The sequence below is a fragment of the Novosphingobium sp. genome (genome assembly GCF_030699305.1).
Classification (GTDB): Bacteria; Pseudomonadota; Alphaproteobacteria; order Sphingomonadales; family Sphingomonadaceae; genus Novosphingobium.
Genome location: NZ_JAUYNB010000018.1, coordinates 1 through 25,113 on the forward strand (window position 1 = coordinate 1; position 25,113 = coordinate 25,113).

24 protein-coding genes, 1 tRNA gene and 1 pseudogene are annotated in these 25,113 nt (G+C 65.0%); 15 read left to right on the plus strand and 11 right to left on the minus strand.

Annotated features, from left to right (window positions below; translation table 11 throughout):
* Positions 1–212 precede the first annotated feature (212 nt).
* The 4 genes from Q8Q53_RS08580 to Q8Q53_RS08595 all read right to left on the minus strand — a co-directional run bounded on the left by Q8Q53_RS08580 (position 213) and on the right by Q8Q53_RS08595 (position 6,060).
* Positions 213–893, minus strand: a complete 681-nt coding sequence (locus tag Q8Q53_RS08580) for a spermidine synthase (protein WP_305701352.1) — start codon at positions 891–893, stop codon at positions 213–215.
* Between the two features lie 166 nt (positions 894–1,059).
* Entirely contained in the window at positions 1,060–2,433 is a 1,374-nt protein-coding gene (locus tag Q8Q53_RS08585) for a class II 3-deoxy-7-phosphoheptulonate synthase (protein WP_305701353.1), read from the minus strand.
* A 102-nt stretch (positions 2,434–2,535) separates the two neighbouring features.
* Positions 2,536–5,481 carry a pitrilysin family protein gene (locus Q8Q53_RS08590; protein ID WP_305701354.1) on the minus strand — a complete coding sequence of 982 codons (2,946 nt, stop codon included), beginning with the start codon at positions 5,479–5,481 and terminating at the stop codon, positions 2,536–2,538.
* 60 nt (positions 5,482–5,541) lie between these two features.
* On the minus strand, positions 5,542–6,060 hold the full coding sequence (locus Q8Q53_RS08595) for an FKBP-type peptidyl-prolyl cis-trans isomerase (RefSeq protein ID WP_305701355.1): 519 nt from the start codon (positions 6,058–6,060) through the stop codon (positions 5,542–5,544).
* Between the two features lie 116 nt (positions 6,061–6,176).
* On the opposite strand from Q8Q53_RS08595, the gene Q8Q53_RS08600 reads away from it, so the two are divergent.
* From Q8Q53_RS08600 to Q8Q53_RS08640, 9 genes are all read left to right on the plus strand, one after another.
* Complete coding sequence (locus Q8Q53_RS08600) at positions 6,177–6,752, plus strand: NifU family protein (protein WP_305701356.1); 576 nt, start codon at positions 6,177–6,179, stop codon at positions 6,750–6,752.
* A gap of 40 nt (positions 6,753–6,792) precedes the next feature.
* Positions 6,793–7,386 (plus strand): malonic semialdehyde reductase, encoded by a 594-nt coding sequence (locus Q8Q53_RS08605; protein WP_305701357.1) that lies wholly within the window; start codon positions 6,793–6,795, stop codon positions 7,384–7,386.
* A gap of 22 nt (positions 7,387–7,408) precedes the next feature.
* Entirely contained in the window at positions 7,409–8,032 is a 624-nt protein-coding gene (gene tsaB, locus Q8Q53_RS08610) for a tRNA (adenosine(37)-N6)-threonylcarbamoyltransferase complex dimerization subunit type 1 TsaB (protein ID WP_305701358.1), read from the plus strand.
* Entirely contained in the window at positions 8,029–8,496 is a 468-nt protein-coding gene (locus tag Q8Q53_RS08615) for a GNAT family N-acetyltransferase (protein ID WP_305701359.1), read from the plus strand. Before tsaB ends, Q8Q53_RS08615 begins: the two co-directional genes overlap by 4 nt.
* 172 nt (positions 8,497–8,668) lie before the next feature.
* A complete protein-coding gene (locus tag Q8Q53_RS08620) occupies positions 8,669–9,115 on the plus strand; it encodes a MucR family transcriptional regulator (RefSeq protein ID WP_305701360.1) in 447 nt (148 codons plus the stop codon).
* Between the two features lie 140 nt (positions 9,116–9,255).
* A complete protein-coding gene (locus Q8Q53_RS08625; RefSeq protein ID WP_305701361.1) occupies positions 9,256–9,678 on the plus strand; it encodes a Fur family transcriptional regulator in 423 nt (140 codons plus the stop codon).
* Positions 9,679–9,682: 4 nt separating this feature from the next.
* Complete coding sequence (locus tag Q8Q53_RS08630) at positions 9,683–10,444, plus strand: 1-acyl-sn-glycerol-3-phosphate acyltransferase (protein WP_305701362.1); 762 nt, start codon at positions 9,683–9,685, stop codon at positions 10,442–10,444.
* Positions 10,445–10,485: 41 nt separating this feature from the next.
* Positions 10,486–11,820, plus strand: coding sequence for a tRNA (N6-isopentenyl adenosine(37)-C2)-methylthiotransferase MiaB (gene miaB, locus Q8Q53_RS08635; protein WP_305701363.1), 1,335 nt, complete (start codon positions 10,486–10,488; stop codon positions 11,818–11,820).
* Between the two features lie 104 nt (positions 11,821–11,924).
* Positions 11,925–12,959 (plus strand): PhoH family protein, encoded by a 1,035-nt coding sequence (locus Q8Q53_RS08640; protein ID WP_305701364.1) that lies wholly within the window; start codon positions 11,925–11,927, stop codon positions 12,957–12,959.
* 300 nt (positions 12,960–13,259) lie between these two features.
* Here Q8Q53_RS08640 and Q8Q53_RS08645 read toward each other — a convergent pair.
* Positions 13,260–13,336 (minus strand) — tRNA-Met (locus Q8Q53_RS08645).
* Positions 13,337–13,448: 112 nt separating this feature from the next.
* Between Q8Q53_RS08645 and Q8Q53_RS16285 the strand changes: the two genes are divergently transcribed.
* Positions 13,449–13,595 (plus strand): hypothetical protein, encoded by a 147-nt coding sequence (locus Q8Q53_RS16285; protein ID WP_371136534.1) that lies wholly within the window; start codon positions 13,449–13,451, stop codon positions 13,593–13,595.
* 50 nt (positions 13,596–13,645) lie between these two features.
* Here Q8Q53_RS16285 and Q8Q53_RS16290 read toward each other — a convergent pair.
* A pseudogene (locus tag Q8Q53_RS16290) lies at positions 13,646–13,921 on the minus strand (2'-5' RNA ligase family protein); the annotation flags it as partial.
* Between the two features lie 79 nt (positions 13,922–14,000).
* A complete protein-coding gene (locus Q8Q53_RS08655; protein WP_305701365.1) occupies positions 14,001–14,546 on the minus strand; it encodes a peroxiredoxin in 546 nt (181 codons plus the stop codon).
* A 168-nt stretch (positions 14,547–14,714) separates the two neighbouring features.
* Here Q8Q53_RS08655 and Q8Q53_RS08660 point away from each other — a divergent pair, with 168 nt between their 5' ends.
* From Q8Q53_RS08660 to Q8Q53_RS08670, 3 genes are read left to right on the plus strand one after another with little or no spacing between them, the layout of a single operon-like run.
* Positions 14,715–16,676, plus strand: a complete 1,962-nt coding sequence (locus Q8Q53_RS08660) for an alkyl/aryl-sulfatase (protein WP_305701366.1) — start codon at positions 14,715–14,717, stop codon at positions 16,674–16,676.
* 35 nt (positions 16,677–16,711) lie between these two features.
* Positions 16,712–17,197 (plus strand): YbjN domain-containing protein, encoded by a 486-nt coding sequence (locus Q8Q53_RS08665; RefSeq protein ID WP_305701367.1) that lies wholly within the window; start codon positions 16,712–16,714, stop codon positions 17,195–17,197.
* The gene (locus tag Q8Q53_RS08670) at positions 17,197–18,144 is read left to right on the plus strand and encodes a DUF3617 family protein (protein ID WP_305701368.1); all 948 of its coding nucleotides are present in this window, start codon (positions 17,197–17,199) and stop codon (positions 18,142–18,144) included. The genes Q8Q53_RS08665 and Q8Q53_RS08670 overlap by 1 nt, the downstream gene beginning before the upstream one ends.
* Before the next feature lie 13 nt (positions 18,145–18,157).
* On the opposite strand, the gene mltG is transcribed toward Q8Q53_RS08670, so the two are convergent.
* The 4 genes from mltG to aspS form a co-directional block, all read right to left on the minus strand.
* Complete coding sequence (gene mltG, locus Q8Q53_RS08675) at positions 18,158–19,120, minus strand: endolytic transglycosylase MltG (RefSeq protein WP_305701369.1); 963 nt, start codon at positions 19,118–19,120, stop codon at positions 18,158–18,160.
* Entirely contained in the window at positions 19,120–20,382 is a 1,263-nt protein-coding gene (fabF, locus tag Q8Q53_RS08680) for a beta-ketoacyl-ACP synthase II (protein ID WP_305701370.1), read from the minus strand. The genes mltG and fabF overlap by 1 nt, the downstream gene beginning before the upstream one ends.
* Positions 20,383–20,591: 209 nt before the next feature.
* Complete coding sequence (locus Q8Q53_RS08685) at positions 20,592–20,828, minus strand: acyl carrier protein (protein ID WP_305701371.1); 237 nt, start codon at positions 20,826–20,828, stop codon at positions 20,592–20,594.
* Between the two features lie 173 nt (positions 20,829–21,001).
* Positions 21,002–22,786 (minus strand): aspartate--tRNA ligase, encoded by a 1,785-nt coding sequence (gene aspS / locus Q8Q53_RS08690; RefSeq protein WP_305701372.1) that lies wholly within the window; start codon positions 22,784–22,786, stop codon positions 21,002–21,004.
* A gap of 114 nt (positions 22,787–22,900) precedes the next feature.
* Between aspS and rnd the strand changes: the two genes are divergently transcribed.
* Together rnd and Q8Q53_RS08700 are read left to right on the plus strand one after the other, a co-directional pair.
* A complete protein-coding gene (rnd, locus tag Q8Q53_RS08695) occupies positions 22,901–24,202 on the plus strand; it encodes a ribonuclease D (RefSeq protein WP_305701373.1) in 1,302 nt (433 codons plus the stop codon).
* Entirely contained in the window at positions 24,199–25,095 is an 897-nt protein-coding gene (locus Q8Q53_RS08700) for a hydrogen peroxide-inducible genes activator (RefSeq protein WP_305701374.1), read from the plus strand. The genes rnd and Q8Q53_RS08700 overlap by 4 nt, the downstream gene beginning before the upstream one ends.
* Positions 25,096–25,113: the final 18 nt, after the last annotated feature.

A 25,113-nucleotide genomic window follows, 5' to 3' on the forward strand; every position in this document is an offset into this window, starting at 1 on the left:
GAGACACGCCGCGCAAACGTGTCTCGACTTCGCTCGACACGAACGGTGGGTGGTTTCTGCCCTAAACCCTGAACTTGGTTCAGGGTCCAGCTATCCGCAGGCTGTGCGGTCGCAATTGCTGCGCAGGTTGCGCCTCATGTCTGGCAACCGCGCCTGCGGCCCGATGGATGCTGAAACGAGTTCAGCATGACGATGGTTTGGCGAAAAGCGCCTTAAACCTGCGCGAACCAGATCACATGGCGCGGGCCTTTGCCCTTGCCGTTCTTGTCCACGCGGGCGCGCACTTCGACTTCTTCGACTTCGAAGCCCACGTCTTCCATGCGGCGCTTGAACTTCGGATCGGGCGCGGCGGACCAGATCGCCAGAACGCCGCCGGGGGCGAGCGCGCGGCGGGCGTTGTGGAGGCCGGATTTGGAATAGATCCGGTTGTTTTCGGCCCGGACCAGTCCGTCAGGGCCATTGTCCACATCGAGCAGGATCGCATCGAGCGGTTCGGGCGCGAGCAGCATCGCGTCGGCCACGTCATCCATCCGCAGCGTCACGCGCGGGTCATCAAGGCAGCCTGCGGCGACTTCCGCCATCGGCCCGCGTGCCCAGTCGATGATTTCGGGCACCAGTTCGGCCACGGTCACATGGCCCTTCGGCCCGATCCCGGCCAGCGCCGCGCGCAAGGTAAAGCCCATGCCATAGCCGCCGATCAGCAGGCGCGGGGCGCTTACCCCGGCCAGCCGGTCCAGCGTCATCGTCGCCAGCGCTTCTTCCGAGCCGCGCATCCGCGTGCTCATCAGCTCGTTATGCCCCAGCACGATCATGAAATCGCGCCCGTGGGCGAACAGCCGCAGCTCCTCGCCGCCGGGAACCTGGGCCGTGCCAAGCAGTTCGCGCGCGATCATGCGAGCAACCCTTCGCCCGGAGCGGCACTACGCTTTGCCCCAAACCCGGCCGCCCTGAGCCTGTCGAAGGGCCGCCCTTGCACTTGCGACCATGCCTGACGCCGCGAAAGCAAAGTCAGTGCTTCGACAAGCTCAGCACGGACGGGCTTGGTGGCCAAGGGAACGATCATGCCGCGCGCTGTGCGCGGTCGACCGCTTCGAGGTTGAGCATTTCGGCCAGCATGAACGCCAGTTCGATCGACTGCGCCGCGTTGAGGCGCGGGTCGCAGTGGGTGTGATAGCGGTCCGCCAGCCCGGAATCGCTGATCGCGATCCCGCCGCCGACACATTCGGTCACGTCCTGTCCGGTCATTTCGATGTGGATGCCGCCTGCGTGGGTGCCTTCGGCGCGGTGGACCGCGAAGAAGCCCTGCACTTCGCGCAGGATGCGGTCGAACGGGCGGGTCTTGAAGCCGCTGTCGGCCTTGATCACGTTGCCGTGCATCGGATCGCAGCTCCACACCACGGGGTGCCCTTCCTGCTTCACCGCGCGGACCAGCGGAGCCAGACCGGCTTCGACCTTGTCATCGCCGAACCGGCTGATCAGCGTCATGCGGCCTGCTTCGCGCGCCGGGTTGAGCAGGTCCAGCTGGCGGATCAGCTCATCCGGCGTCATGCTCGGCCCGCACTTCATGCCCAGCGGGTTGCCGACGCCGCGCAGGAATTCAACGTGCGCCGATCCTTCAAACCTGGTCCGGTCGCCGATCCACAGCATGTGTGCGCTGGTGTCATACCAGTCACCGGTCAGCGAATCCTGCCGCGTCATCGCCTGCTCATAAGTCAGGTGCAGCGCCTCGTGGCTGGTGTAGAAGCTGGTGCCCTGCAACTGCGGCACGGTCATCGGGTCAATCCCGCATGCCTGCATGAAGTCCAGCGCTTCGCCGATCCGGTCCGCCGTTTCGGCAAACTTCGCCGACCACGGGCTGCGGTCCATGAAATCGAGCGTCCACTGGTGGACCTGCCGCAAGTTGGCATAGCCGCCGGTCGAGAACGCGCGCAGCAGGTTCAGCGTTGCGGCGGACTGGCTATAGGCCTGAAGCAGACGCTGCGGATCCGGAATGCGCGATTGCGGGCTGAAATCGATCCCGTTGATGTTGTCACCCAGATAGCTGGGCAGTTCGATACCGTCCTGCACTTCGACTGGCGAGGAGCGCGGCTTGGCGAACTGCCCCGCCATGCGGCCAACCTTCACCACCGGCTGCTTGCTGGCGAAGGTCATCACCACCGCCATCTGCAGCAGCACGCGGAACGTATCGCGGATATTGTTCGGGTGGAACTCCGCAAAGCTCTCGGCGCAGTCGCCGCCCTGCAGCAGGAAACCCTTGCCCGCCGCTACTTGCGCCAGATCGGCCTTCAGCGCGCGGGCTTCGCCCGCGAACACCAGCGGGGGAAACGTGGTGAGCGTATCGGTTACCCGCTTGAGGCCATCCGCATCGGGATAGGACGGCAGATGCCGCGCTTCCTGCGTTGTCCAGCTGCTCGGATTCCAGTTGCTTGCCACGTCTATTGCTCCTTCAAGAGCGCGCGCCATAGCGGCGCACTCGGCGAATTGCAAAAGTCGAAAAGCCGATGACGGCAATCACGCAACAAAAGTGCGGGTTGGCTAGCGTCCCTCGGTCGCGGTTCCCCGTCCTCCGGCAGTGGCAGGCCTGGCTTCCGGCACGATTGCCACGCGCCATGTTTTGCCCTTCACCAGATACTTGCGCGCCAGCGCCTGCATTTCGGCGGGCGTGGTGCGGGTGTAATCGGGCAGGATCGAGCGGATCGCACCCAGCTTGCGCGGGTCAGCGGTCGCGCCTTCCAGCTGATACATGAAGAACGCGCTGCTGGTGCTGGCGCGGGTGATCTGCTGGCGCAACGGTTCGGTCACGCGTTCCAGTTCATCCGCCGTCGCGGGGCGGGCGATCAGCTGGGCGGCGATTTCGTCCGCCGTCTGGAAGAACACCGGCACCGCCTTGGGCTGCAATTGCGCCAGCGCCATCAGCCCGCCGCCGCTGTCGAGGTCTTCCGGCCACGAATTGCTGACCTGCGGGGCATAAGCCGCGCCCAGCTTTTCGCGCATCGCCTGCATCAGCCGGTTCTGGAACAGGTTGGCCAGAATCTCCAGCTTGCGGCTTTCGGTGATGCCGGCCATCCCGCCGCCGGTCGGCCAGGTGACAAACGCCGCCGCCTGCGTCGGATCGCCGCGATGGGTCAGCGTGACCGGGGTGGCCGATGCAGGCAGCTGCGCAAAGCGCGGTGGTTGCAGGTTGCCGGGCAATGGTGCGCGGGTCGGCAATGCGCCGAACGTCTTTTGCAGGGCGGCCAGGGCTTCATTCCGGTCGAAATCGCCGAACAGCTGGATTTCGATTGGCCCCTGTTCCAGCATCGGCTGCCAGACCTGACGGAAACCGTCGGGCGTCGCCGCCTCTACCTCGGCCGGGGTCGGCACGCGAAAGCGCGCATCGCCCCCGCGCTGGAGCGAGCGGCCATCGCGCTGCCACACCCCTTGCGGGCTGGCGGCATAGCTTTCGTATTGCAGCCGCGCGGCGGCCTTGGCGCGCAGCACCGGCGCGGCATCCCAGCGCGGCTGGGCAAAGCGCGCGGCGAACAGGTACAGCTGGTCGGTCAGGTCCGCGGGCCGCGTATCGGCAGCAAACTGGAACGCGCTGTCCTTGATCTCGAAATCGAAGCCCATCTTGCGCCCGGTCGAAATCCGGTCGAGCTGTTCCTGCCCCAGCGTGCCCTGCCCGGAGCCGACCAGCGCCATGTCGCCCAGCGCGATATACGCCGCATCGGCCGGGTTGAACGCGCGGTAGCCTGCGCCCCAGCGGACCTTGACCGTCAGCCGTCCCGGTTCATCGGTCGACGGCCACAGCAGCGCCTTCACCCCGTTGGCGAATTCGACCTGATCGATCCCCAGCACGCCGGTCGCGACATCCGTTTTGATCGCGCCCGGATCGCCCAGCGGCGGCAGGTCGGCGAACGAAATCGGCTTGCTGTCCAGCCGCGCCATGCCATCGGCGGCGACCGGCGCGGCCAGCACCAGCTTGAGCGCAGCGGCATCGGCCTCACCCGCCTTGGGGGTCAGCAGGGTGGAGCGGATCACCGTCCCGGTGAACAGCTTGCGGGTGTGGTCCAGTATCGCCTGCGGGGTGAACAATGGCACCGACTGGCGGAAGATCATCTGCACCGTTTCAGGTGAGGCGATGGTTTCGTTGATGTCGAGCGCGGTGACCATGTCGTCGGCCAGCTTCGACCCGGCCAGCAGGCGGCGCTGTTCCACGCCGCTTTCGAACGCGACGCTGAATTCGGCCACTTCGCGGGCGATTTCCTCCTCGGTCGGCGCAGCGGCCATCGCATCGGCGATCACCGCGCGCACATCGGTCAGCGCCTGCTTCCAGTCCTCGGTCAGCGGAGTGATCGATACGAACGTCGCATCGGTGGAGCGGTTGAGCTTTTCCTGGTTCACTTGCGCGAACAGGAAACTGCCGCCGCCGCGCGCGCGCGCTTCGAGCCGACGGTTGATGATCGCCTGCGCCAGCGAATCGATCATGATCCCCTGGTTATAGACAATCGTGTCCTTGACCGGCCGCCAGGGCCGCATCACCGCATAGTTGACCCCGCGCGGCAGGTCCGGCTCCACGATCACGCGGGTTTCGCCGACCGGGTTGGCCGGGTCCGCACCGGCAGGCGCAACCGGATCGCCGAAATCGGGCGCGGGTTCCGCCGGACCGGTCACCGGCCAGTCGGCAAAGTATTTTTCGATCAGGCTGGCCATCAGCGCCGGATCGGCATCGCCCACCGCGATCACCACCGCGCGTTCAGGCCGGTACCAGCGCGCATGGAACGCGCGGACGCGGGCCTGATTGGCCGCCTTCAGCGTCGCGTCGGTGCCGATGACCGAGCGGATTGCCATGCGCTGTCCGGCGAACAGGGTCTGCTGGGTCGCCTCGGCCACGCGGGCACCCGTCCCGCCGCGTTCGCGCTTTTCGGCCAGCACGATCGGCACTTCGGTGCGGACGTTGCGTTCCGACAGCACCGGCGCGATCATCATGCCCGACAGCAGCTTGAAGCTTTCCTCCAGCGATGTGGCGGTGATGTTCGGCAGGTCCAGCTTGTAAGTCGTGGAGATGGGTGACGTTTCGGCGTTGGTATCGCTGCCAAAGGTCGCGCCCAGCCGCTGCCAGGTGGGAATGGCCTGCCCCTGCCCCAGGTATTTCGACTGACGGAAGACCATGTGCTCCAGCAAGTGGGCATAGCCGCGTTCTGCATCGCGTTCATGCAACGAACCGACATCCATGCGGATCCGGATCGAAACCTGCCCCGGCGGCACGCCGTTCCTGCGCACGACATAACGCATGCCGTTGGGCAGTTCGCCGAACTTCCATTCCTTGTCCTGCGGCACATCGCTGCCGCGATAGAGCCACGGCACTTCGGCGGCGGCATCTGCCGCCGCAGCGGTCCGCGTGGCCCGGTTCTGCGTCTGCGCCGAAGCAGCCGACGGGACGATCAGGAGCAGCGCAAGAACGCTGGCAATGGAGCGCGAGGCGCAAGAATTGAAACGCATGGCGCAGATATAGGCAGCCCCAAGTTTAAGGGCCAGTGAATAGACCTGTCTGCGGCGCGACTATTTCGCCTTGGCCGGGTTCACGGTGACGAGTTCCACCTGAAACACCAGATCGGCTGCTGGCGGGATCGGCCCGCTGCCATCCTCGCCGTAACCCAGCGTGTGGGGCACGCAGAGCCGATAGATACTGCCCGGCGTCATCAGCTTCAGTCCGTCCGAAAAGCCGGGAATCACCCGCGTGACCGCAAACGTCACGTCGCGGCCCTGATCGAACACCTCACCGTCCTTGGCCAGATAGCCGATATAGTGGACCTGCACCCGGTCGGCATCGGTCGGCATGACGCCCGCGCCGGGGCGCAACTGCTTGTAACGCAGGCCGGTCGCGGTGGCGGTGTCGCACAGCCGCTGCCGTTCAGGGATCAGCAGTTTCAGCGGCAGCGCGATCGCCAGCGCTGAGGGTTTCAGCGGCGCGGCCTTCGCAGGAGCCTTCTTTCTGGCGGCGGCAGCGGCCGTCATGGCGGGTGTTGCAATCAGCGCCAGCGCGGCACAGGCGGAAAGGGTGCGCAAAATCATCGACATGACCGCGTCATAGGTGCGGCGGAGCATGTCCGGCAAGAGCATACGTGCCGTCCGGCCCGCGCAGAGAGTGGGGCTGCACGCTTGACCACGGCGCGCGCACGCCCATATGGGCAAGCATGTTCATTGAAACCGAAACCACTCCGAACCCCGCGACCATGAAGTTCCTGCCCGGTGAACCGGTGATGCAGGCTGGCACCCGCGAATTCCGCGATGATGAAGAAGCCGCGGCTTCTCCGCTGGCAACTGCGCTGTTTGATCTGGGCGATGTGACCGGCGTGTTCTTTGGCCGCGATTTCGTGTCGGTCACCGCCGGACAGGGCACCGACTGGGCGGCGCTGAAACCGCAAGTCGTGGCGATCCTGCTGGATCATTTCATCACCGCCGCGCCGCTGTTCAACGGACCCGATGCCAGCGGGATCGTCGTGCCGGGTGAGGACGATGATTTTGGCGACGATCCGGCCCAGGCCGATATCGTGGTGCAGATCAAGGAACTGATCGAAACCCGCGTGCGTCCCGCCGTGGCGAATGACGGCGGCGATATCGTCTATCGGGGTTTCCGTGAAGGGGTGGTCTACCTGTCGATGCAGGGGGCCTGTTCGGGCTGTCCTTCATCCACCGCCACGCTCAAGAACGGGATCGAGACGCTGCTCAAGCATTACGTCCCCGAAGTGATCGAAGTCCGCGCGGCCTGACGCCGCCCGTCTTTTCTATCTGAACAGGAAACCCGCCTTCATGTCCCAGCCGATTGCCGACGCCGCGCTCGACCAGCTGTTCCGCACTGCCCGCACCTATAACGGCTATCACGACAAGCCGGTGTCGACCGGGCAGCTTCACGCGATCTGGGATCTGATGAAGATGGCGCCGACGTCGGCCAACCAGCTGCCCGCGCGGCTGGTGTGGTGCACCACGCCCGAAGCCAAGGAAAAGCTCGCCGCCTGCTCCGCGCCGACCAACGCGCCCAAGATCATGTCGGCCCCGGTGTCGGTGATCATCGCGATGGACACGCAGTTCCAGGAACAGCTGCCCTGGCTGTTCCCGCACGCCGACGCGCGCAGCTGGTTCACCGGCAACGATGCGCTGCGCGAACGCTCCGCCTTCATCAACACCACGCTCCAGGCTGCCTATTTCATTATGGCAGCGCGCGCGATCGGGCTGGATACCGGGCCGATGACCGGCTTTTCGAACGATGCAGTGGACGCCGCGTTCCTGTCCGAAACGCCGGACTACAAGTCGGTGATGATCTCCACCCTGGGTTACGGCGATCCCGCCACGATCTTCGATCGCAGCCCGCGCCCGGATTTCGATACGTTCAACCGCATCGCCTGACACCCCCGGTCCGGTCCCGTCCATGCTGACTCTGGCGATTGATAGCGCGACCGAAGCCTGTTCGGTTGCGCTGCTGGACGGCGCTACGCTGATCGCCGGTGACTGGCGGATGCTGGGGCGCGGCCATGCCGAACTGCTGGTGCCGATGATCGCCGCGCTGCCGGACAAGGGCCGCGCGCCCCGCATCGTGGTGGCGCTTGGCCCCGGCAGTTTTACCGGCCTGCGTGTGGGTCTGGCCGCCGCGCGGGCGCTGGCGCTGGCCTGGCGGGCAGAACTGTCCGGCTATTCCACCCCCGCCCTGATCGCAGCCATGGCCCGGGCGGAGCGCGGGGCGCAGCCGGTCACGGTTGCCACCACCGGCGGCCACGGCGAATGGTTCGTCCAGGATTTCGGCGCAGACGGGACTGCAACAGCGCCGCTGCAATCGCTGCCCCCTGCGGCGGCGGCGGCGCGCGGCGGGGCGGAGCTGGTGGCCGGCAGCCAGGCCGAGGCGCTGGTCGCGGCGCGCGGGTCCGGCACCGCACTGCCGCTCTGGCCCGATGCACGGAGCCTGATGCTGCTGCCGCCTGCGGCCTTCACCCCGGACGTCAGCCTGCACTATGGCCGTGCGCCCGATGCCAGATTGCCCGGCGGCATAATCCCATGACCCCGCCCGGTGACGATCTGGACCAGATCATGGCCGTGATGGCGACCGCGTTCGATCCCGCCTATGGCGAGGCGTGGAATCGCCGTCAGGTTGAAGACGCGCTGGTGCTAAGTAATTGTCATTATGGCCTGATCGCCCCGCACGGCGGCGAACCGGAACCGGCGGAGGAGGCAGCGGGCTTTTTCATGTCACGCACCGCGTTTGACGAAGAAGAACTGCTGCTGATTGCCATTGCCCCACAGTATCGCGGCCGTGGCCTTGGCCAGACCTTGCTGGCGCGCTTCGCCGGCGCGGCGCGGCAGCGCGGGGTAACCCGGCTGTTGCTGGAAATGCGGCGCGGCAATCCGGCTGAGCGACTCTATCGCCAGGCCGGATTCTTGCCAGTGGGTGAACGACCCAACTATTACCGCATGACTCATGGCGAAAGAATTGACGCCATCACCTTTGCTTGTGCGATTGATTAGCGAAAATCCCTCAACTTGACTGAATTTCAGTCAATTTCATCAGTAATGGCCCCATCTCGTCGATTCTTGCTTGTATTACTGGCAATCGCAGCTAATCGCCCTTCGGTAATGCTGGTGCTCGTTTCCGGCAGGACAACAAAACAACGTGTCGCCAAAACGAAGGGATGAAGCCATGGAAATGATCCAGGCCGATATGAATGAAACGCTGATCACGCTGACGTCGGATATCGTCGCCGCGCATGTCAGCAACAACAGTGTCACGGTTGAAGACGTGCCGACGCTGATTTCCAACGTCTATGGTGCGCTGGCCCAGCTTGGCCAGGCCGCGCCCGCGCCGGTGGCTGAACCGCTCAAGCCGGCCGTCTCGATCCGCGCTTCGGTCAAGCCCACGCATATCGTGTGTCTCGATTGCGGCATGGAACTCAAGATGCTGAAGCGCCATTTGATGACGCATCACGGCATGAGCCCGGATGACTATCGCGCCCGCTGGAACCTGGCCGCCGATTATCCGCTGGTCGCCCCCAATTATGCCGAAACCCGCCGCGAACTCGCCAAGAAAATTGGCCTGGGCCGCAAGCCGGGCGTAAAGCGCGGACGCAAGCCCAAGGCAGCGGCGTAATTCAGGCGGTGCAGCCGGGCCACCTGCCCGGCCAGCCAATCGCGAATACGAATGGTGCACCACTTAATAACGCGTATCAGTTGAAGAATCGCCGGGCCGGTCTATGATCGTCCCGGCGTTTCTTTTTTGACGGATCAATCGTGCATCAGGCCATCGACATCGAAGCACTTTGTGCAGAACGCGGGCTGCGGATTACCGATCAGCGCCGGGTGATTGCCAAAGTGCTGTCCGAAAGCACCGACCACCCAGATGTCGAGGCGCTGCACGAACGCGCCTCGGCCGTCGATCCGCGCATTTCGATCGCCACTGTCTATCGCACGGTCCGCCTGTTCGAAGAGGCGGGGATTCTCGATCGCCATGATTTCGGCGATGGCCGCGCCCGGTATGAAGCCGCGCCCGAAGCGCACCACGATCACCTGATCGACGTGGAAACCGGCCGGGTGATCGAATTCGTCGATCCCGAACTCGAAGCCTTGCAGCGCCAGATCGCGGAAAAACTGGGCTACCGGCTGGTCGATCACCGGATGGAACTGTTCGGCGTCCGGCTGGAGCGGGACGCCTGAACTGATGCCGGTCGCGCTGCCCCGGCCGCGTCAGGTATCCGTGCTGGGCTGGCTGCGCATTTCGCTGCGCATCCTGGGCATGGCCGCGCTGCTGCTGGTCTGCGTGCCGCTGTATTACGGCTGGAACCTGTTCACCCGGCACAACCCCTGGCCGCGCGCATTTCTGGGCGGGGTGACCTGGCTGGCGGGCGTGCGGCTGCGCGTAGAGGGGGAGAAAGTCCATCGCGGCGCGTTCCTGCTGGCCAACCATGTCAGCTGGATCGACATTCCCGCGATCGCCGGGGTCACCGGCAGTGCGTTTGTGGCGCATGACGGGTTGGCGATGGTGCCGCTGCTGAAATGGCTGTGCGAACTCAACGATACCGTGTTCGTCGCGCGGCATGACCGCAAAAGCGTGGCCGCGCAGGTGCGGGCCGTGCGCACCGCGCTGTCCGAAAATGGCGCGCTGACGGTGTTTCCCGAAGGCACCACCAGTGATGGCACCGGCCTGTTGCCGCTGAAATCCTCGCTGCTCTCCGCGCTGGAACCGCTGCCAGATGGCATCGCGGTCCAGCCGGTCGTGCTCGATTACGGGCCGGAAGCCGGGGGCGTGGCCTGGGTCGGGGATGAACCGGGGCTCGACAATTTCCTGCGCATCCTTGCCCGCCGCCGCCCGGTCGACCTGACGCTGCGCTTCCTGCCGGTGCTGGCGGGGGAGCAACTGGCGGGCCGCAAGGCGATGGCCGCCGCCGCGCGCGAGGCGATGCTGGCCGCGCTGGTGCGATAGCGCTTCAAAACCCGCGCCGATTGGCGTATCGGGCGGCGCTTATGTCCACCACCCCGCCTCCGCAGACCTACCGCGTCAAAAGCTTCGGCTGCCAGATGAACGTCTATGACGGCGAACGCATGGCAGAATTGCTGGCCCAGCAGGGTATTCGCCCCGCGGCTGAGGGCGAGGACGCCGATCTGGTCGTGCTGAACACCTGCCACATCCGCGAAAAGGCCGCGGAAAAGGTCTATTCCGACATTGGCCGAATTGTGAAGGATTGGGGCCGTGACGATGGCTCCAGCCCGCTGATCGCGGTCGCCGGGTGCGTCGCCCAGGCGGAGGGCGAGGAAATCATGGCCCGCGCTCCCGCCGTGAAAATGGTGGTCGGCCCGCAGGCCTATCACCGCCTGCCCGCGATGATCGAGCAGGCCACGCTGGGCAAGCGCGCGGTCGATACCGACATGCCTGCCGAGACGAAGTTCGGCGCGCTCCCCGCCCGGCGCAAGGTTGGTCCAACCGCCTTCCTGACCGTGCAGGAAGGGTGCGACAAGTTCTGCACTTATTGCGTTGTCCCCTACACCCGCGGCGCAGAAATATCCCGCCCGTTCAACGATCTGGTGGCCGAAGCGCAGCGGCTGGTCGAAGCCGGCGCGCGCGAGATCACGCTGCTGGGCCAGAACGTCAACGCCTGGCGGGACACCGGGCGCGATGGCAGCAACCGGGGGCTTGAAAAGCTGATCGAGACGCTGTCGGACATCCCGGAACTGGCCCGCATCCGCTATACCACCAGCCACCCCAACGACATGACCGAAGGGCTGATCGCAGCGCATGGTGACTTGCCGAAACTGATGCCGTTCCTGCACCTGCCCGTGCAGGCCGGGAGCGACCGGGTGCTGAAGGCGATGAACCGCAGCCACACGATCGACAGTTACTTGCGCGTGCTGGACCGGGTCCGCGCGGTGCGGCCCGACATTGCGCTGTCGGGCGATTTCATCGTCGGCTTTCCGGGCGAAACCGATGCGGAGTTTGAAGAAACGCTGAAGCTGGTGGACGCGGTCGGCTATGCCCAGTGCTTCAGCTTCAAGTATTCGCCCCGCCCCGGCACCCCCGCCGCGACGATGGCCGATCAGATCCCGGCAGAGGTCATGGACGAACGCCTGCAACGCCTGCAAGCCGCGCTCAACCGCAACCAACTGGCCTTCAACCAGCGCAGCGTGGGCCAGCGCTGCACCGTGCTGGTGGAGCGCAAGGGCAAGCATCCGGGCCAATGGCTGGGCAAGTCCCCCTGGCTCCAGTCGGTCCACTTCACGGGTGCTGCCGAGATCGGCTCGCTGGTGGAAGTGGACCTGGTAGAGGCCGGGCCGAACTCGCTTTCGGGGCGGTTGCTGGGCTGAACCCCAAAATATCCACCATCGCCTGCCCACCCCCGGCTTGCGCCCGGACCCAACGCGCCTATCTTCCGAATCAGGGCTGACCACGGCCCGTTTGAAAGGAGCGCATGGCCCGCAAACCTGTCCGCGCCCATGAACCGGCGCATACCCGTTCCGACTTCCCCCAGCGCAGCCATTCGTCGCGCGCCCGGACAGAGGTCGAGTTTGAAGAAGCCACCATCCTGGGCGCCTTGTTCGGACAGTTTGATGCCAATCTGGTGCTGATCGAAAACCGGCTGGGCGTGTATATTTCCGCACGCGGCAACCGGGTGCAGATCGAAGGCCCGGAAGACGCCGTCGCCCGCGCCCGCGATGTGCTGAAGGGGATGCACCAGCGGCTGATTCAAGGGCATGAGCTGGACAGCGGCACAGTCGAATCGCTGATTTCGATGTCGGCAGAACCGACGCTTGAAGGGATCGTATCAGGCGGGCAGGACGCGCCGTCGGTGGTGATCCGCACCCGCAAGAAAACCATCGTTCCGCGCAGCGCGATGCAGATCGAATACATGCGCGCGCTGGCCAGCCGCGACGTGATCTTCGCGCTCGGCCCGGCGGGCACCGGCAAGACTTATGTCGCGGTGGCGCAGGCGGTCAGCCAGCTGATCACCGGCAGCGTCCAGCGCCTGATCCTGTCGCGCCCCGCAGTCGAGGCCGGGGAACGGCTGGGCTTCCTGCCCGGCGACATGAAGGAGAAGGTCGATCCCTATCTCCGCCCGCTCTACGATGCGCTGTATGATTGCATGCCGCCCGAACAGGTGGAACGCCGGATGGCATCGGGCGAGATTGAAATCGCGCCGATCGCGTTCATGCGCGGCCGCACGCTGGCCGACGCGTTCGTGATCCTGGACGAAGCGCAGAACACCACGCCTGCGCAGATGAAGATGTTCCTGACCCGGTTCGGCCAGAACAGCCGGATGGTGATCTGCGGCGATCCCAAGCAGGTCGACATCCCCGGCGGTCCGCAGATGAGCGGGCTGAACGACGCGGTGACGCGGCTGGAAGGGATTGAAGGCATCGCCGTGACCCGCTTCAGCATCGCCGACGTGGTCCGCCACCCGATCGTCGGGCGGATCGTGGAAGCGTATGAGGGCCCGGATAGCTAAGCGTCCCGGTTGACAGCGCAATGCGGGTCAAGCTTAAACGGGCTGTCCGTCTGCACATCCCCGGGGGGTTCAGACGCGCCAGGCTCTGGCCCAAATAAATGAGGATATTCCTGATGCAGATCCACCTCGGTCGCCCGTTGATTACGCTGGCATTGCTGGCAACGCTTGATGCCGCCGCCATCGCAGGCCCCCACCTGATTCGGCACCAGACCGGACCGAACGGAAGCTTACAACGCCTAAGTGCTTTGATTAAGGACGCTTTTCCGACCGCACAGCGGCACAGGCCTTAAGAAACAGACTTGGTAGCGGAGGAGGGACTCGAACCCCCGACACGCGGATTATGATTCCGCTGCTCTAACCAACTGAGCTACTCCGCCACACGGTCTGCGCCAGCCATTTCGCGTGGGCAGGCGGCGCACATACGGTGGGTTGCGCGGTTGGTCAACCACCCTGTTTGCCGCGAAAGCGCCATGTTCCCTGCGCTTCCCAATGCGGGTTGCAATAGCGGTGGAGACCCAGCCCGGTGAACTTGAACCGGCGCTGCTCCAGCGTCGCGGCCAGCTCTGCCTGAAGCGCCCGCGCCGCCGCTGGCTGGACCTTGTTCTGGATCGTGATGTGCAGGCGCGGGGGTGTTGATCCTGCGCAGTCAGCGCGCCGTGGAAGTGATCCGCAATGCCCGCGCGGATTGCCAGCAGGCCGGGGCTGGTGATCGCCAGCGCGGTGCCGTTGCCGAGGTTCATCAACCCGTCGATCCGGGCGGGCGGCGCGGCGTGGCTCGCCGCAATCTGGCTCAGCAGCCCCAGCACTTCCCCGCGCAGCGACGGCGCGAAGGAATGGAACAGCGTGACGTGGGCCTGCAACCAGTTGCGTTCCGGCGGGAAATGCGTCCGCCGCAGGCCGTCCGCCCAGCGAAAAATCTCGGGCGGAAGCTCTGCGGTGACGATGAACGGGGATGAAGTCATAGCCCCTGATAGTCGTGCGGGCGGCGAACCGGGAGGGGGGAGGGCAATTTGGCTCGCCGCCCGCAAACCGAAGCAGCGTTCAGGCCGCTTCGGTGAACTGTCCGGTCAGTGCGCCCAGCAGCTTTTCCGGCATGGTTTCGCCGTACGGATCGCTGTCTGCGCCAGTGTCGTTGATGCCCGGTTCTTCGAACCAGCTGGTCACGGTGTTGTCATCGACGATCATCGCATAACGCCAGCTGCGCATACCGAAACCAACGTGGTCCTTGTTGATCAGCATGCCCATGCGGCGGGTGAAGTCGCCCGAACCGTCCGGCAGCAGCTTGACCTTTTCCAGGCCCAGGCTCTTGCCCCACTGGTACATCACGAACGCATCGTTGACCGAGATGCAGTAGACTTCATCCACCCCGGCGGCCTTGAACACGTCGTACAGGCGTTCGAAGTTCGGGCACTGTTCGTTGCTGCACGTCGGCGTGAACGCGCCGGGCAGCGAAAACACCACCACTTTCTTGCCGGCAAAGGCCTGCCGCACCGCCATATCTTCCCAGCGGAACGGGTTTGCCCCGCCGAGCGATTCGTCGCGTACGCGGGTTTTCAGGGTAACATCGGGAATGGAACGGTTGATCACGGTTAGGCTCCTTCAAAAGCGTTGGGGGCGCATTAGCCCCGGCATTGAAATCGATCCAATTGGACAATGTGGATAGTTTGATCGGATTTACCCATCAAAAGCAGACTCGCTTGCCAAACTGCTGACAGGCCAGCAAAGTTCCCGGCAAACAGCGGGAGAGGACCCCACATGACCCTGAATCGCCGCCCGACCGCACTGATCGGCCTGGCAACATTGGCCCCGCTCCTGCTGGCCAATGCCCCCGGCCCGCTCGATCCCAAGCCCGCCTCACCCGCCACAGTCGCGGCGCAGCAGGCCATGGCACGCGCACTGCCAGCCGATTCCGGGCGTGATGCAGAGTTCGCGGCCCGCGGCTTTATCGGCACGCTGACCGATCCGGTGATCAAGGATGCCAAGGGCCGCCCGGTGTGGAATCTGGCGGCTTATGAATGGGTCGATGGCCCCGCCCCGGCCTCGGTCAACCCGTCGCTGTGGCGGCTGATGCGGCACCTGAAGCGGCACGGGCTGTTCAAGGTGGCGGACGGCGTATGGCAGGTGCGCGGGTTCGATCTGGCCAACATGACCGTGGTTGAGGGACAGACCGGCTGGATCCTGATCGACCCGCTGACCGCCCGCGAAACGGCGGCCGCAGCGCTCGCGCTGGTCAACCGCGAACTCGGCGCGCGGCCCGTGAGTGCCGTGATCTATAGCCACAGCCATGCCGACCATTATGGCGGCGTGCGCGGCGTAGTGAACCAGGCCGATGTGGCAGCGGGCAAAGTAACCGTGATCGCGCCCGAACACTTCGTGACAGAGGCCGCTTCTGAGAACGTCATGGCCGGATCGGCAATGGGCCGCCGGGCACAGTACCAGTTTGGCGCAGGCCTCTCCCCCGGCGTGCAGGGGCAGATGGGCAGCGGGATCGGCATGGCCGTGGCCACTGGCGAAATCACGCTGATCCAGCCGACCGATACGATTACCCAGACCGGCGAAACCCGCGTGGTCGACGGGGTTCCGCTGGAATTCCAGATCGTGTCCGGCAGCGAGGCACCGTCAGAACTCAACGTGCTGATTGCGCCGCGCCGCGTGTTCCTTTCGGCCGAAATTTCCACCTGCACGATGCATAACATCCTGACCCCGCGCGGGGCGAAAGTGCGTGACGCCCACGCCTGGGCCGCGTTCCTGGACGAAGCCGCCACCCGCTTTGCCCCGCGCGCCGATGCGGTCGTGTCCAGCCATTGCTGGCCGACGTTCGGGCGCGATGCGGGCACGGCGATGCTGGCGGGCCAGCGCGACAACTATCGCTATCTCCACGATCAGACCGTGCGCCTGATGAACCGGGGCGAGACGATGGTGGAAATCGCCGAACAGGTCACTCAGCCGCCCGCGCTGGCGCAGCAGTGGGACAACCACGGCTATTACGGCACGTTCAGCCACAACGCGAAGGCGATCTACCAGCACTATCTGGGCTGGTACGATGCAGTGCCCGCCAACCTTAATCCGCACCCGCCAGTGGAACGCGCGCGCCGCACGATTGCGCTGATGGGCGGCGCGAACAAGGCCGTCGCCGCCGCGCGCAAGGCGATGAAGGCGGGCGATTATCGCTGGTCGTCCGATCTGCTCAGCCAGGTGGTGTTTGCCGATTCCGCCAACAAGGCGGCCCGCGCGCTGCTGGCCGACAGTTATGAGCAGCAGGGCTATCAGGCCGAAAGCGCGATCTGGCGCAACCAGTTCCTTGCCGCCGCGAAGGAATTGCGCGCGGGCAAGACGGTCAGCTTCAGCAACCAGAGCGCCGACATGATCGGGGCGATCCCGACGCGGCTGTTGCTCGATTCCGCCGCGACGCGGTTCGATCCGGCCAAGCTGGGCGGGCGCAAGCTGAAACTGAACCTGGTTATGCCCGAACGGCGGGAGACGGCGGGGATCGAACTGACCGGCATAACCATGCTGGCGCGGATGGAAGCCAATGCCGCGCCCGACGCCACGATCACCGGCCCGCGCCAGTTGCTGCTGGCGCTGCTGTTCCTGAAAATGCCGCTGAGCCAGCTGGAGCAGGCCGGACTGAAAGTCAGCGGGGACCGCGCGGCAGTTGAAAGCTGGCTGAATGCAATTGATTCGATCGGCGGGACGTTCAATATTGCGGAACCATAAGCGGCGCGCGATCATTCGAACCGGGAATGCAAGGAATGAAGAAGTTTTTCGGTCGCGCCCTGATCGGCGCGGGCCTGTTGCTGGCGCTGGCCGGTCCGGGGCAAGCGCAATCTTTCGCCAGCCAGTTCACCACGGACCAGGTGCGGCGCGTCGCCCTGGCTGGGCCGGTCGCACCTTTCAAGTCGGCTGAAGTTGTCACGCTCGCCAACGGCAACAAGGCAGTCGTGCTGATCACGCCCGGTGGAACCGTCGTGTCGGTGTTTGGCTCAACCTGCGCGCCCACCGGCTGCAAGGAAGCGCGCTTCCTCGCAACGGTCAATCCTCCCGCAGGGAAGGACCGCCAGCAACTGGTCGATCGCTTCAACGAACAACCGCGCTGGGCCGCCGCCTATGTCGATGGCAGCAAAGTGACGCTGGTCGGCAGCCTGCTGTATGAAGGCGGGATCAGCGACGCCAATCTCGCCCAGTATCTGGCGTCGATGGCCCACCATGCGGCGCGGCTCGCGGCGGGAGAGGCCTGATGCGGCGCGCGCTCACTATCGCGGCAGTCATCGCGCTGGCCGGGGCCGCAGGCGTGGGGGCCAAGCCCAAACCGGCCAAAGTCGCCCCCCCGGTTGCCGCCCCTGCCCCGCCGCTGCCAACCAGCGTGGACCGCTTCGACATCGAGCAGTTTGAAGCCCTGGTGAAGAGCTTTGGCTGGCAGGCGTACGTCCCTGGCAATGGCCGCGCCGAGCGTTACATGGGGGTCACGAGCCCGCTAGGCATGCCCTATGTGCTGGACGGCGTGCAGTGCCCCGACGCCACGAGCAGCAGCTGCGAGGCCATCCGGCTGCGATACATGAACCCGCTCCAGCACCCCAACGCGGCCAGCATCGCGCGGGAAATCAACGCGCGGCAGTTCTTTCTGCGCTTCCGGTTTCAACCCGATACGCAGGGCGGCGAACCATACCTGTTCCCCGAACGCACGATCATCCTGAAAGGCGGCGTCAGTCCCGCCCAGTTGAAGGCAAACCTCGTCGAATACGACCGCTGGATGATCGAGGTCATCCCTTCCATCGGCCTGAGCCTGCCCGGTTCCTACACCGGCCCCCGCCCGCAGCGCGCCGCTCCGCCCGCTCCGGCTGCGCCATCAGGCTCTGGCCTGACGCCGGGGCTCTATAGCATGACGATGTCGACCGGTTCCGGCTCGTTCAGCCAGAACATCTGCCTGACGCCGTCCGATGTGCGCGATCCGCTCCTGAAAGTCGCGGCGGACATGACCAATGGCGGCAGTGGCTGCTCGGTTTCCAACGGCACCGGATCGGCCACGATGCAGTGCACCGGACGGATCGTGGAGGGCAACATTTCCGCCACCGGCATGAGCGCCAGCCTGCGCTTTTCCGGCAACGCGCTGATTGATACCGACAGTATGGGCGGGCGGGCGCGCATCCAGTTTCAGGGCAGCGCCAGCCGCACCGGGGAGTGCTGACCCGCCGCCGCGCTCAGAAGTCCCCGCGCGCCTTGCGGATCGCGTACCAGCGTTCGACGTTGGCGTTATGCTCCGGCAGGGTTTCGGCAAACAGATGCCCGCCGGTGCCGTCCGCCACCATGTAGAGCGCCCGCGTTTGTGCCGGGTTCAGCACGGCGGCGATCGATTCCTTGCCCGGATTGGTGATCGGGCCGCGCGGCAGCCCGATCATGCTGTAGGTGTTATAGTCGTTCACCGCCTGGATCTCGCTCTGGCGGATGCGGCGGCCCAGCGGCTTGCCACGGGTGATCGGATAGATGATCGTGGGATCAGCCTGAAGCATGATCCCCTGCCGCAAACGGTTGGAATACAGCCCGGCCACGACCCGCCGTTCCGATGGCTTGCCGGTTTCCTTTTCGACGATCGCCGCCAGGCTCAACGCCTCTTCCGGGGTCTTGACCGCGATGTTTGGCCCGCGCCCGGCCCATAGTTCGGCCAGCGTGCGGCGCATCGCCGCCTGCATCCGCAGCACCACATCCTGACGGCTTTCACCGCGCCTGATTTCATAGGTGTCGGGCAGCACGGAGCCTTCGGCCGGGACTGCAAGCGCTCCGGTCAGCAACGGCTGCGCCATCAGCCGCTCATGGACCATGATCGACGGCATCCCTTCCGGGATCGTCACGAACCGGCGCAGCACGGCATCGCCTTGCAGGATCGAGAGAATCTTCGACGGGCTGCCCCCCTTGGGCAGCAGGAATTCGCCCGCCTTGATCGGTGCGCCGCCGCCAAAGATGCGCGCGCGCAGGCGGAACGCATCGGCGGAGGCAATCGCCCCTTCCGCTTCCAGCTTGGCCGCGACCGTGCCCAGACTGGAACCATCGGGCACCATGAAGGGCGTATCCTTGCCCAATGGCCCTGAACCGTACCAGCCGGACACGAACCAGCCGAGCAGCAGAACGGCCGCAAGGGCGGCGGCCAGCGCGCCGCGGCGGATCATCAGTCTTCTACCGCCTTCACGATCACGCTGGCGTTGGTGCCGCCAAACCCGAAGCTGTTGTTGAGCGCAGCGCGCACCACGCGCTTGCGGGCAACGTGCGGTACCAGATCAACGCCGTCGGTGCCGTCGTCCGGATCGTCCAGGTTCAGTGTCGGAGGCACGATCTGATCGCGGATCGCCAGGATGCAGAAGATCGTTTCCACCGCGCCCGCGCCGCCCAGCAAGTGGCCGATAGCCGACTTGGTGCTGCTCATCGACGCGCCGGTCAGGTCATCGCCCAGCACGCGCTTGACTGCAGCCAGTTCGATCGTGTCGGCCATGGTCGAAGTGCCATGGGCGTTGACATAGTCAATGTCCCCCGGACCCATCCCGGCCTTCTTCAGCGCCATGCGCATCGCCAGTTCCGCGCCCTTGCCTTCGGGGTGCGGGGCAGTGACGTGATAGGCATCGCCCGACAGGCCGTAACCCACCACTTCGGCATAGATCTTCGCGCCGCGCGCTTTGGCGTGTTCGTATTCTTCGAGCACGACCACGCCCGCGCCTTCACCCATCACGAAGCCGTCGCGGCCCTTGTCATAGGGGCGGCTGGCCTGTTCAGGGCGGTCGTTATAGCTGCAATTGAGCGCGCGCGCCTGGGCGAACCCGGCCACACCCAGCGGGTTGACGGTGCCTTCCGCGCCGCCTGCCAGCATGATGTCGGCATCGTCATCGCGGATCATCCGCGCGGCATCGCCGATCGAGTGCGCCCCGGTGGAGCACGCCGTCACCACCGCGTGGTTCGGACCCATCAGCCCGTACTTGATCGAAACCTGACCGGAAATCAGGTTGATCAGGCGGCCATGCACGAAGTGCGGCGATACCCGGCCCGGTCCTTTTTCATGCAGGACAATCGATTCGCTTTCGATCCCTGGCAGCCCGCCGATGCCCGAACCGATGGAGCAGCCGGTGCGGATTCGCATCGCTTCGTCCATTTCGGTCAGCCCGGCGTCTTCCAGCGCCTGCCCGGCGGCGTCGATGCCATAGATGATGAACGGATCGACCTGGCGCTGGACCTTATGGTCAACGCGCTTGTTCGGATCGAATCCGTATTCATGGTCGGCCGGCTTCACTTCGCAGGCGATGTGGCACTTGTGGTCGCTGGTATCGAACCGCGTGATCTTCCCCGCGCCGGACTTGCTGGCGAGGAGGTTCTTCCAGACCGTTTCGACATCCGCACCCAGCGGAGTGACAAGGCCCAGACCAGTTACGACTACACGACGCATAGAAAGCTCCGAAAATACCGGCATTCAGGCCTGACAGTGCAAACGGCAGGCCTGAAAACACAACAGGCCCGAAAAACACAACAGGCCCAGACCCTCGCGGGCTGAGCCTGTCGAAGCCCCGTCCTTCACTTCGCACAAATCGGGAAGAAAGGGCAGCCCATCGACACGCTCAGGGCAAACGGGGAATGGTTGGGCTGTGCAGCCCGCGATCAGCCCTTGTGATCGTTGATGAACTTGATCGCGTCCGAGACGGTAGCGATCTTTTCAGCCGCATCGTCAGGGATTTCCACGCCAAACTCTTCTTCAAAGGCCATGACGAGTTCGACGATGTCGAGGCTGTCGGCACCCAGGTCGTCGATAAAGCTCGCGTCCTCGGTGACCTTGTCGGCTTCGACGCCGAGATGCTCGACGACTATCTTTTTAACCCGATCAGCGGTGTCGCTCATTCTTGTGCCCCTTCAAAAACGGAAGATGGAATATCGAATGCCGCCCTAATACCCGCATTGCCCGCTGGCAAGAGCAATGCGGCGCGGTCCATACCACTTCATCCGCAGTTATTCGCAGTTATCCGGCGGTTCACCGCAACCCGGTTACCCGCCAGCCGACCAGTCGCTGCCGATCACTGCGCCTTGGGCGGTTCCACCACGCGCAAGTGCAGTTCGCGCAGCTGCCTGTTTTCCGGCAGCGAGGGCGCACCCATCAGCAGGTCTTCGGCGCGCTGGTTCATCGGGAACAGCGTGATTTCACGCAAGTTCTGCGCGCCGCACAGCAGCATCACGATCCGGTCGACGCCAGCGGCCATCCCGCCATGCGGCGGTGCGCCGTACTGGAACGCCCGGTAAAGCCCGCCGAAGCGGTCTTCCACGTCCTGCTGCGACAGCCCGGTCAACTCGAACGCCTTGACCATCAGGTCCGGGTGCTGGTTGCGGATCGAGCCGGAGGCGATTTCGAAGCCGTTGCAAACCAGATCGTACTGATAGGCCAGAATCGTCAGCGGGTCCTGATTCTGCAGCGCGTCCATCCCGCCCTGCGGCATCGAGAACGGGTTGTGCGCGAAATCGACCTTCTTGTTGTCCTCGTCCCATTCGTAGAAAGGGAAATCGACGATCCAGCACAGTTCGAACCGGTCCTTGTCGATCAGGCAGAGCTGATCGCCGACGCGGGTGCGCGCGGCCCCGGCCAGCTTCGCGGCCTGCTCTTCCTTGCCCGCGGCAAAGAACGCACCGTCATCGGGGCCAAGGCCGAGCGCATCGAACAGCGCGGCCATCTTGTCCTCGCCGTGGTTCTTGGCGATCGGCCCGCCGAACACGCCCGCCTTGCGGGTGACATAGCCAAGACCCGCATGGCCTTCGCTGCGCGCCCAGTCGTTCATTTCGTCGAAGAACTTGCGGCTCTTTTCCGCCGTGTTCGGGGCCGGGATCAGACGCACGACGCCGCCGGTGCCGACGATCTTTTCGAACAGGCCAAAGCCCGACGCGGTGAACTCGCTCGTCACGTCACGGATGATCAGCGGGTTGCGCAAGTCCGGCTTGTCCGAACCGTAATCCAGCATCGCCTTGGCATGGGCGATGCGCGGGAAGCTGCCCGCCGGGGTTACGTGGCGGCCCTCGGCAAAGGCTTCGAACACGCCCGCCAGCACCGGCTCCATCGTTTCCCAGACTTCTTCCTGGGTGACGAAGCTCATTTCCAGATCGAGCTGATAGAACTCGCCCGGCAGGCGGTCAGCGCGCGGGTCTTCGTCGCGGAAGCACGGCGCAATCTGGAAATAGCGGTCAAAGCCCGCCACCATCAGCAGCTGCTTGTACTGCTGCGGGGCCTGCGGCAGAGCATAGAACTTGCCCGCATGAATGCGGCTGGGGACCAGAAAGTCGCGCGCCCCTTCGGGGCTGGAGGCGGTCAGGATCGGGGTCGAAAACTCGGTAAAGCCCACCCCTTCCATCCGGCGGCGCATGTCCGAGATGATCCTGGTGCGCTTGACGATATTGGTGTGCAGCGTTTCGCGGCGCAGATCGAGGAAGCGATAGCGCAGGCGGATGTCTTCCGGGTATTCCTGTTCCCCGGCCACCGGCAGCGGCAGTTCCTCGGCGCGGCTGAGGACCGTGGCGGCGCGGGCGAACACTTCGATTCCGCCGGTCGGCAGATTGGGGTTCACGGTCGCCGCATTGCGGGCCTTGACCTCACCGTCGATGGTCACGACGCTTTCGGCGCGCAGCGATTCAAGGATGGCCAGCGCCGGGCTGTCGCTGTCGGCGACGATCTGGGTGATCCCGTAATGGTCGCGCAAGTCGACGAACAGGACGCCGCCGTGATCGCGCTTGCGATGAACCCAGCCGGACAGGCGGATAGTCTGGCCAACATCGGCTGCGTTGAGCGCGCCGCAGGTGTGCGAACGATAGAGATGCATCGAAACTCTTTCCAATCGGCTGCCGATCAGGCAGGGGGAAGTCGCGGCTAACAGGCGATAGCGGCGTTTTTGTCAAGCCACGGGCTCGCACGGGCCCACTTACAGAAAAGCACCATGAAGATACATCCACTGATTACGACGACCGAGGCGCTGGCTGAACTGTGCGAACGCCTGTCCAAAGCGCAGTTCGTGTGCGTCGATACCGAGTTCATGCGGGAAAACACGTATTGGCCGGAACTCTGCCTGATCCAGATCGCCGACACGCACGAAGCTGCCGCGATTGATCCGCTCGCGCGGGGCCTTGATATGGCGCCGCTGCTCGACCTGCTGGTCGATAACGAGGACGTGCTGAAGGTGTTTCACGCCGGCGGGCAGGATGTGGAAATCATCTACAACCTGACCGGCAAGACCCCGCACCCGATCTTCGATACGCAGATCGCGATGATGGCGGTCAGCCAGTCCGAACAGATCGGCTATTCCAACCTGGTCGAAGCCTGGCTGGGCCTGACCGTCGACAAGGGCGCGCGCTTTACCGACTGGTCGCGCCGCCCGCTGAGCGAACGCCAGATCGAATATGCCATCGGCGATGTCACCCACCTGTCAAAGATCTTCCCCAAACTGCTCAATCGCCTGATGAAAACCGGGCGCGGCGAATGGCTGGATATCGAGATGGAAAAGCTGGCCGATCCGGCCAACTATCGCAACGATCCCGGTGCCGCATGGCAGCGGATCAAGGCGGCGGGCCGCAATCCGGCAATGCTGGGCCGCCTTAAAGCCATGGCCGCGTGGCGCGAACTGGAAGCGCAGGACAAGAATATCCCGCGCGGCCGGATCGCCCGCGATGAAACCCTGGCCGACATGGCCAGCCACCCGCCCCGCCAGCAGGCCGACCTTGCCAAAGTGCGCGGGCTGTCCGCCGGGTGGAAAGACAACGAAATCGGCAAGCGGCTGATGGCCACGCTCGAAGCGGCGACACCGCTGACCGACGCCGAACTGCCCCCGCGCACCCCGCGCGGCGCGCCGCTGGGCAAGGAAGGCGCGCTGGTGGCCGATCTGCTGAAGCTGCTGCTCAAGATCCGCAGCCGCGAGATCGACGTGGCCGCCCGGCTGATGGCCCGCAGCGAGGATCTGGAACTGCTGGCCGCAGGTGTGCGGCAATTGCCGCTGCTGGATGGCTGGCGGTTTGAACAGTTCGGCAAGGATGCGCTGGACCTTGTGGAGGGAAAGCTCGCCTTCGCCGTGGTGAACGGCAAGCTGAAGATGACCCGGATCGAAGACGCCCAGCGCGAAGCCGACGCCGCCGACGACGCCGCCAATGAGGCTGGGGATAAGGTTGTGGATGAAGCTGGGGATGAGGCTGATCTGGCCAGGGCTGATGACGCCGGGGCCGATGAGCTCGCCGAGGTCACCGAATGAGCAGCTACCTGCCCACGCTCAAGCAGTTGCAATATCTTGTTTCACTGCATGAACATGGGCATTTCGGCCGCGCGGCAGAGGCGTGTTTCGTCTCGCAATCCACGCTGTCGGCGGGCCTGCGCGATCTCGAAACCTTGCTGGGCGTGGTGCTGGTGGAACGCACCAAGCGCGCGGTGCGGTTCACCCCGCTGGGCAACGCGGTCGTCGCGAAAGCGCACCGCCTGTTGCGTGAGGCCGAGGAACTGTCCGACATGGTCCAGTCCGCCGGACAGCCGCTGTCAGGCGAAGTTCGGATGAGCGTGATCCCCACGATTGCTCCGTTCCTGCTGCCCCGAATGCTTCCGCGCCTGCGCCGCGAGCGCCCCGCGCTGAAGCTGTTCCTGCGCGAGGAACCCAGCGGCGCGGCAATCGAATCGCTGCATCACGGCCGGTCAGACTGCGTGCTGCTCGCCCTGCCCTATCCGACCGGCGAGGTGGAAAAGGAAACGATCGAGCTCGACGCGCTGTTCGTCGCCTTCCCCAAGGACGATCCGCGCGACCCGCCGATGGAAATCTCGCCCGACCTGATCGACGAGAACCGCCTGTTGCTGCTGGAAGACGGCCACTGCCTGAAGGAACACGCGCTGGCCGCGTGCAACCGCCCGGAACTGCGCGCCTCGGCCACAATGATCGGCACCAGCCTGCATACGCTGGTGCAGATGGTCGACAATGGGCTGGGTCTGACCATGCTGCCGGAAATGGCGCTGGATGCGGGCATTCTCAACGGCACCAACGTGGTCGCCCGCCCGCTCAAATCCGACACCGCCAACCGCGAAATCGCCCTCGTCTGGCGCAAGAACAGCCCCCGCTCCGAAGAATTCCGCCTGCTGGCCGAGGAACTGCGCGCGGGTTAGTCCCGCCCCAAGCCTGCA

Bases quoted from the DNA above. Each gene is read 5' to 3' on its own strand.
- Q8Q53_RS08605 (WP_305701357.1), top strand. From the start codon at position 6,793: ATGTCCCAGCCGATTGCCGACGCCGCGCTCGACCAGCTGTTCCGCACT.
- aspS (WP_305701372.1), bottom strand. From the start codon at position 22,786: ATGCATCTCTATCGTTCGCACACCTGCGGCGCGCTCAACGCAGCCGAT.
- Q8Q53_RS08600 (WP_305701356.1), top strand. From the start codon at position 6,177: ATGTTCATTGAAACCGAAACCACTCCGAACCCCGCGACCATGAAGTTC.
- Q8Q53_RS08660 (WP_305701366.1), top strand. From the start codon at position 14,715: ATGACCCTGAATCGCCGCCCGACCGCACTGATCGGCCTGGCAACATTG.
- Q8Q53_RS08620 (WP_305701360.1), top strand. From the start codon at position 8,669: ATGGAAATGATCCAGGCCGATATGAATGAAACGCTGATCACGCTGACG.
- Q8Q53_RS08630 (WP_305701362.1), top strand. From the start codon at position 9,683: ATGCCGGTCGCGCTGCCCCGGCCGCGTCAGGTATCCGTGCTGGGCTGG.
- Q8Q53_RS08595 (WP_305701355.1), bottom strand. From the start codon at position 6,060: ATGTCGATGATTTTGCGCACCCTTTCCGCCTGTGCCGCGCTGGCGCTG.
- Q8Q53_RS08700 (WP_305701374.1), top strand. From the start codon at position 24,199: ATGAGCAGCTACCTGCCCACGCTCAAGCAGTTGCAATATCTTGTTTCA.
- mltG (WP_305701369.1), bottom strand. From the start codon at position 19,120: ATGATCCGCCGCGGCGCGCTGGCCGCCGCCCTTGCGGCCGTTCTGCTG.
- Q8Q53_RS08615 (WP_305701359.1), top strand. From the start codon at position 8,029: ATGACCCCGCCCGGTGACGATCTGGACCAGATCATGGCCGTGATGGCG.
- Q8Q53_RS16285 (WP_371136534.1), top strand. From the start codon at position 13,449: ATGCGGGTTGCAATAGCGGTGGAGACCCAGCCCGGTGAACTTGAACCG.
- Q8Q53_RS08580 (WP_305701352.1), bottom strand. From the start codon at position 893: ATGATCGCGCGCGAACTGCTTGGCACGGCCCAGGTTCCCGGCGGCGAG.
- miaB (WP_305701363.1), top strand. From the start codon at position 10,486: ATGTCCACCACCCCGCCTCCGCAGACCTACCGCGTCAAAAGCTTCGGC.
- Q8Q53_RS08590 (WP_305701354.1), bottom strand. From the start codon at position 5,481: ATGCGTTTCAATTCTTGCGCCTCGCGCTCCATTGCCAGCGTTCTTGCG.
- tsaB (WP_305701358.1), top strand. From the start codon at position 7,409: ATGCTGACTCTGGCGATTGATAGCGCGACCGAAGCCTGTTCGGTTGCG.
- Q8Q53_RS08685 (WP_305701371.1), bottom strand. From the start codon at position 20,828: ATGAGCGACACCGCTGATCGGGTTAAAAAGATAGTCGTCGAGCATCTC.
- Q8Q53_RS08665 (WP_305701367.1), top strand. From the start codon at position 16,712: ATGAAGAAGTTTTTCGGTCGCGCCCTGATCGGCGCGGGCCTGTTGCTG.
- Q8Q53_RS08670 (WP_305701368.1), top strand. From the start codon at position 17,197: ATGCGGCGCGCGCTCACTATCGCGGCAGTCATCGCGCTGGCCGGGGCC.
- fabF (WP_305701370.1), bottom strand. From the start codon at position 20,382: ATGCGTCGTGTAGTCGTAACTGGTCTGGGCCTTGTCACTCCGCTGGGT.
- Q8Q53_RS08640 (WP_305701364.1), top strand. From the start codon at position 11,925: ATGGCCCGCAAACCTGTCCGCGCCCATGAACCGGCGCATACCCGTTCC.
- rnd (WP_305701373.1), top strand. From the start codon at position 22,901: ATGAAGATACATCCACTGATTACGACGACCGAGGCGCTGGCTGAACTG.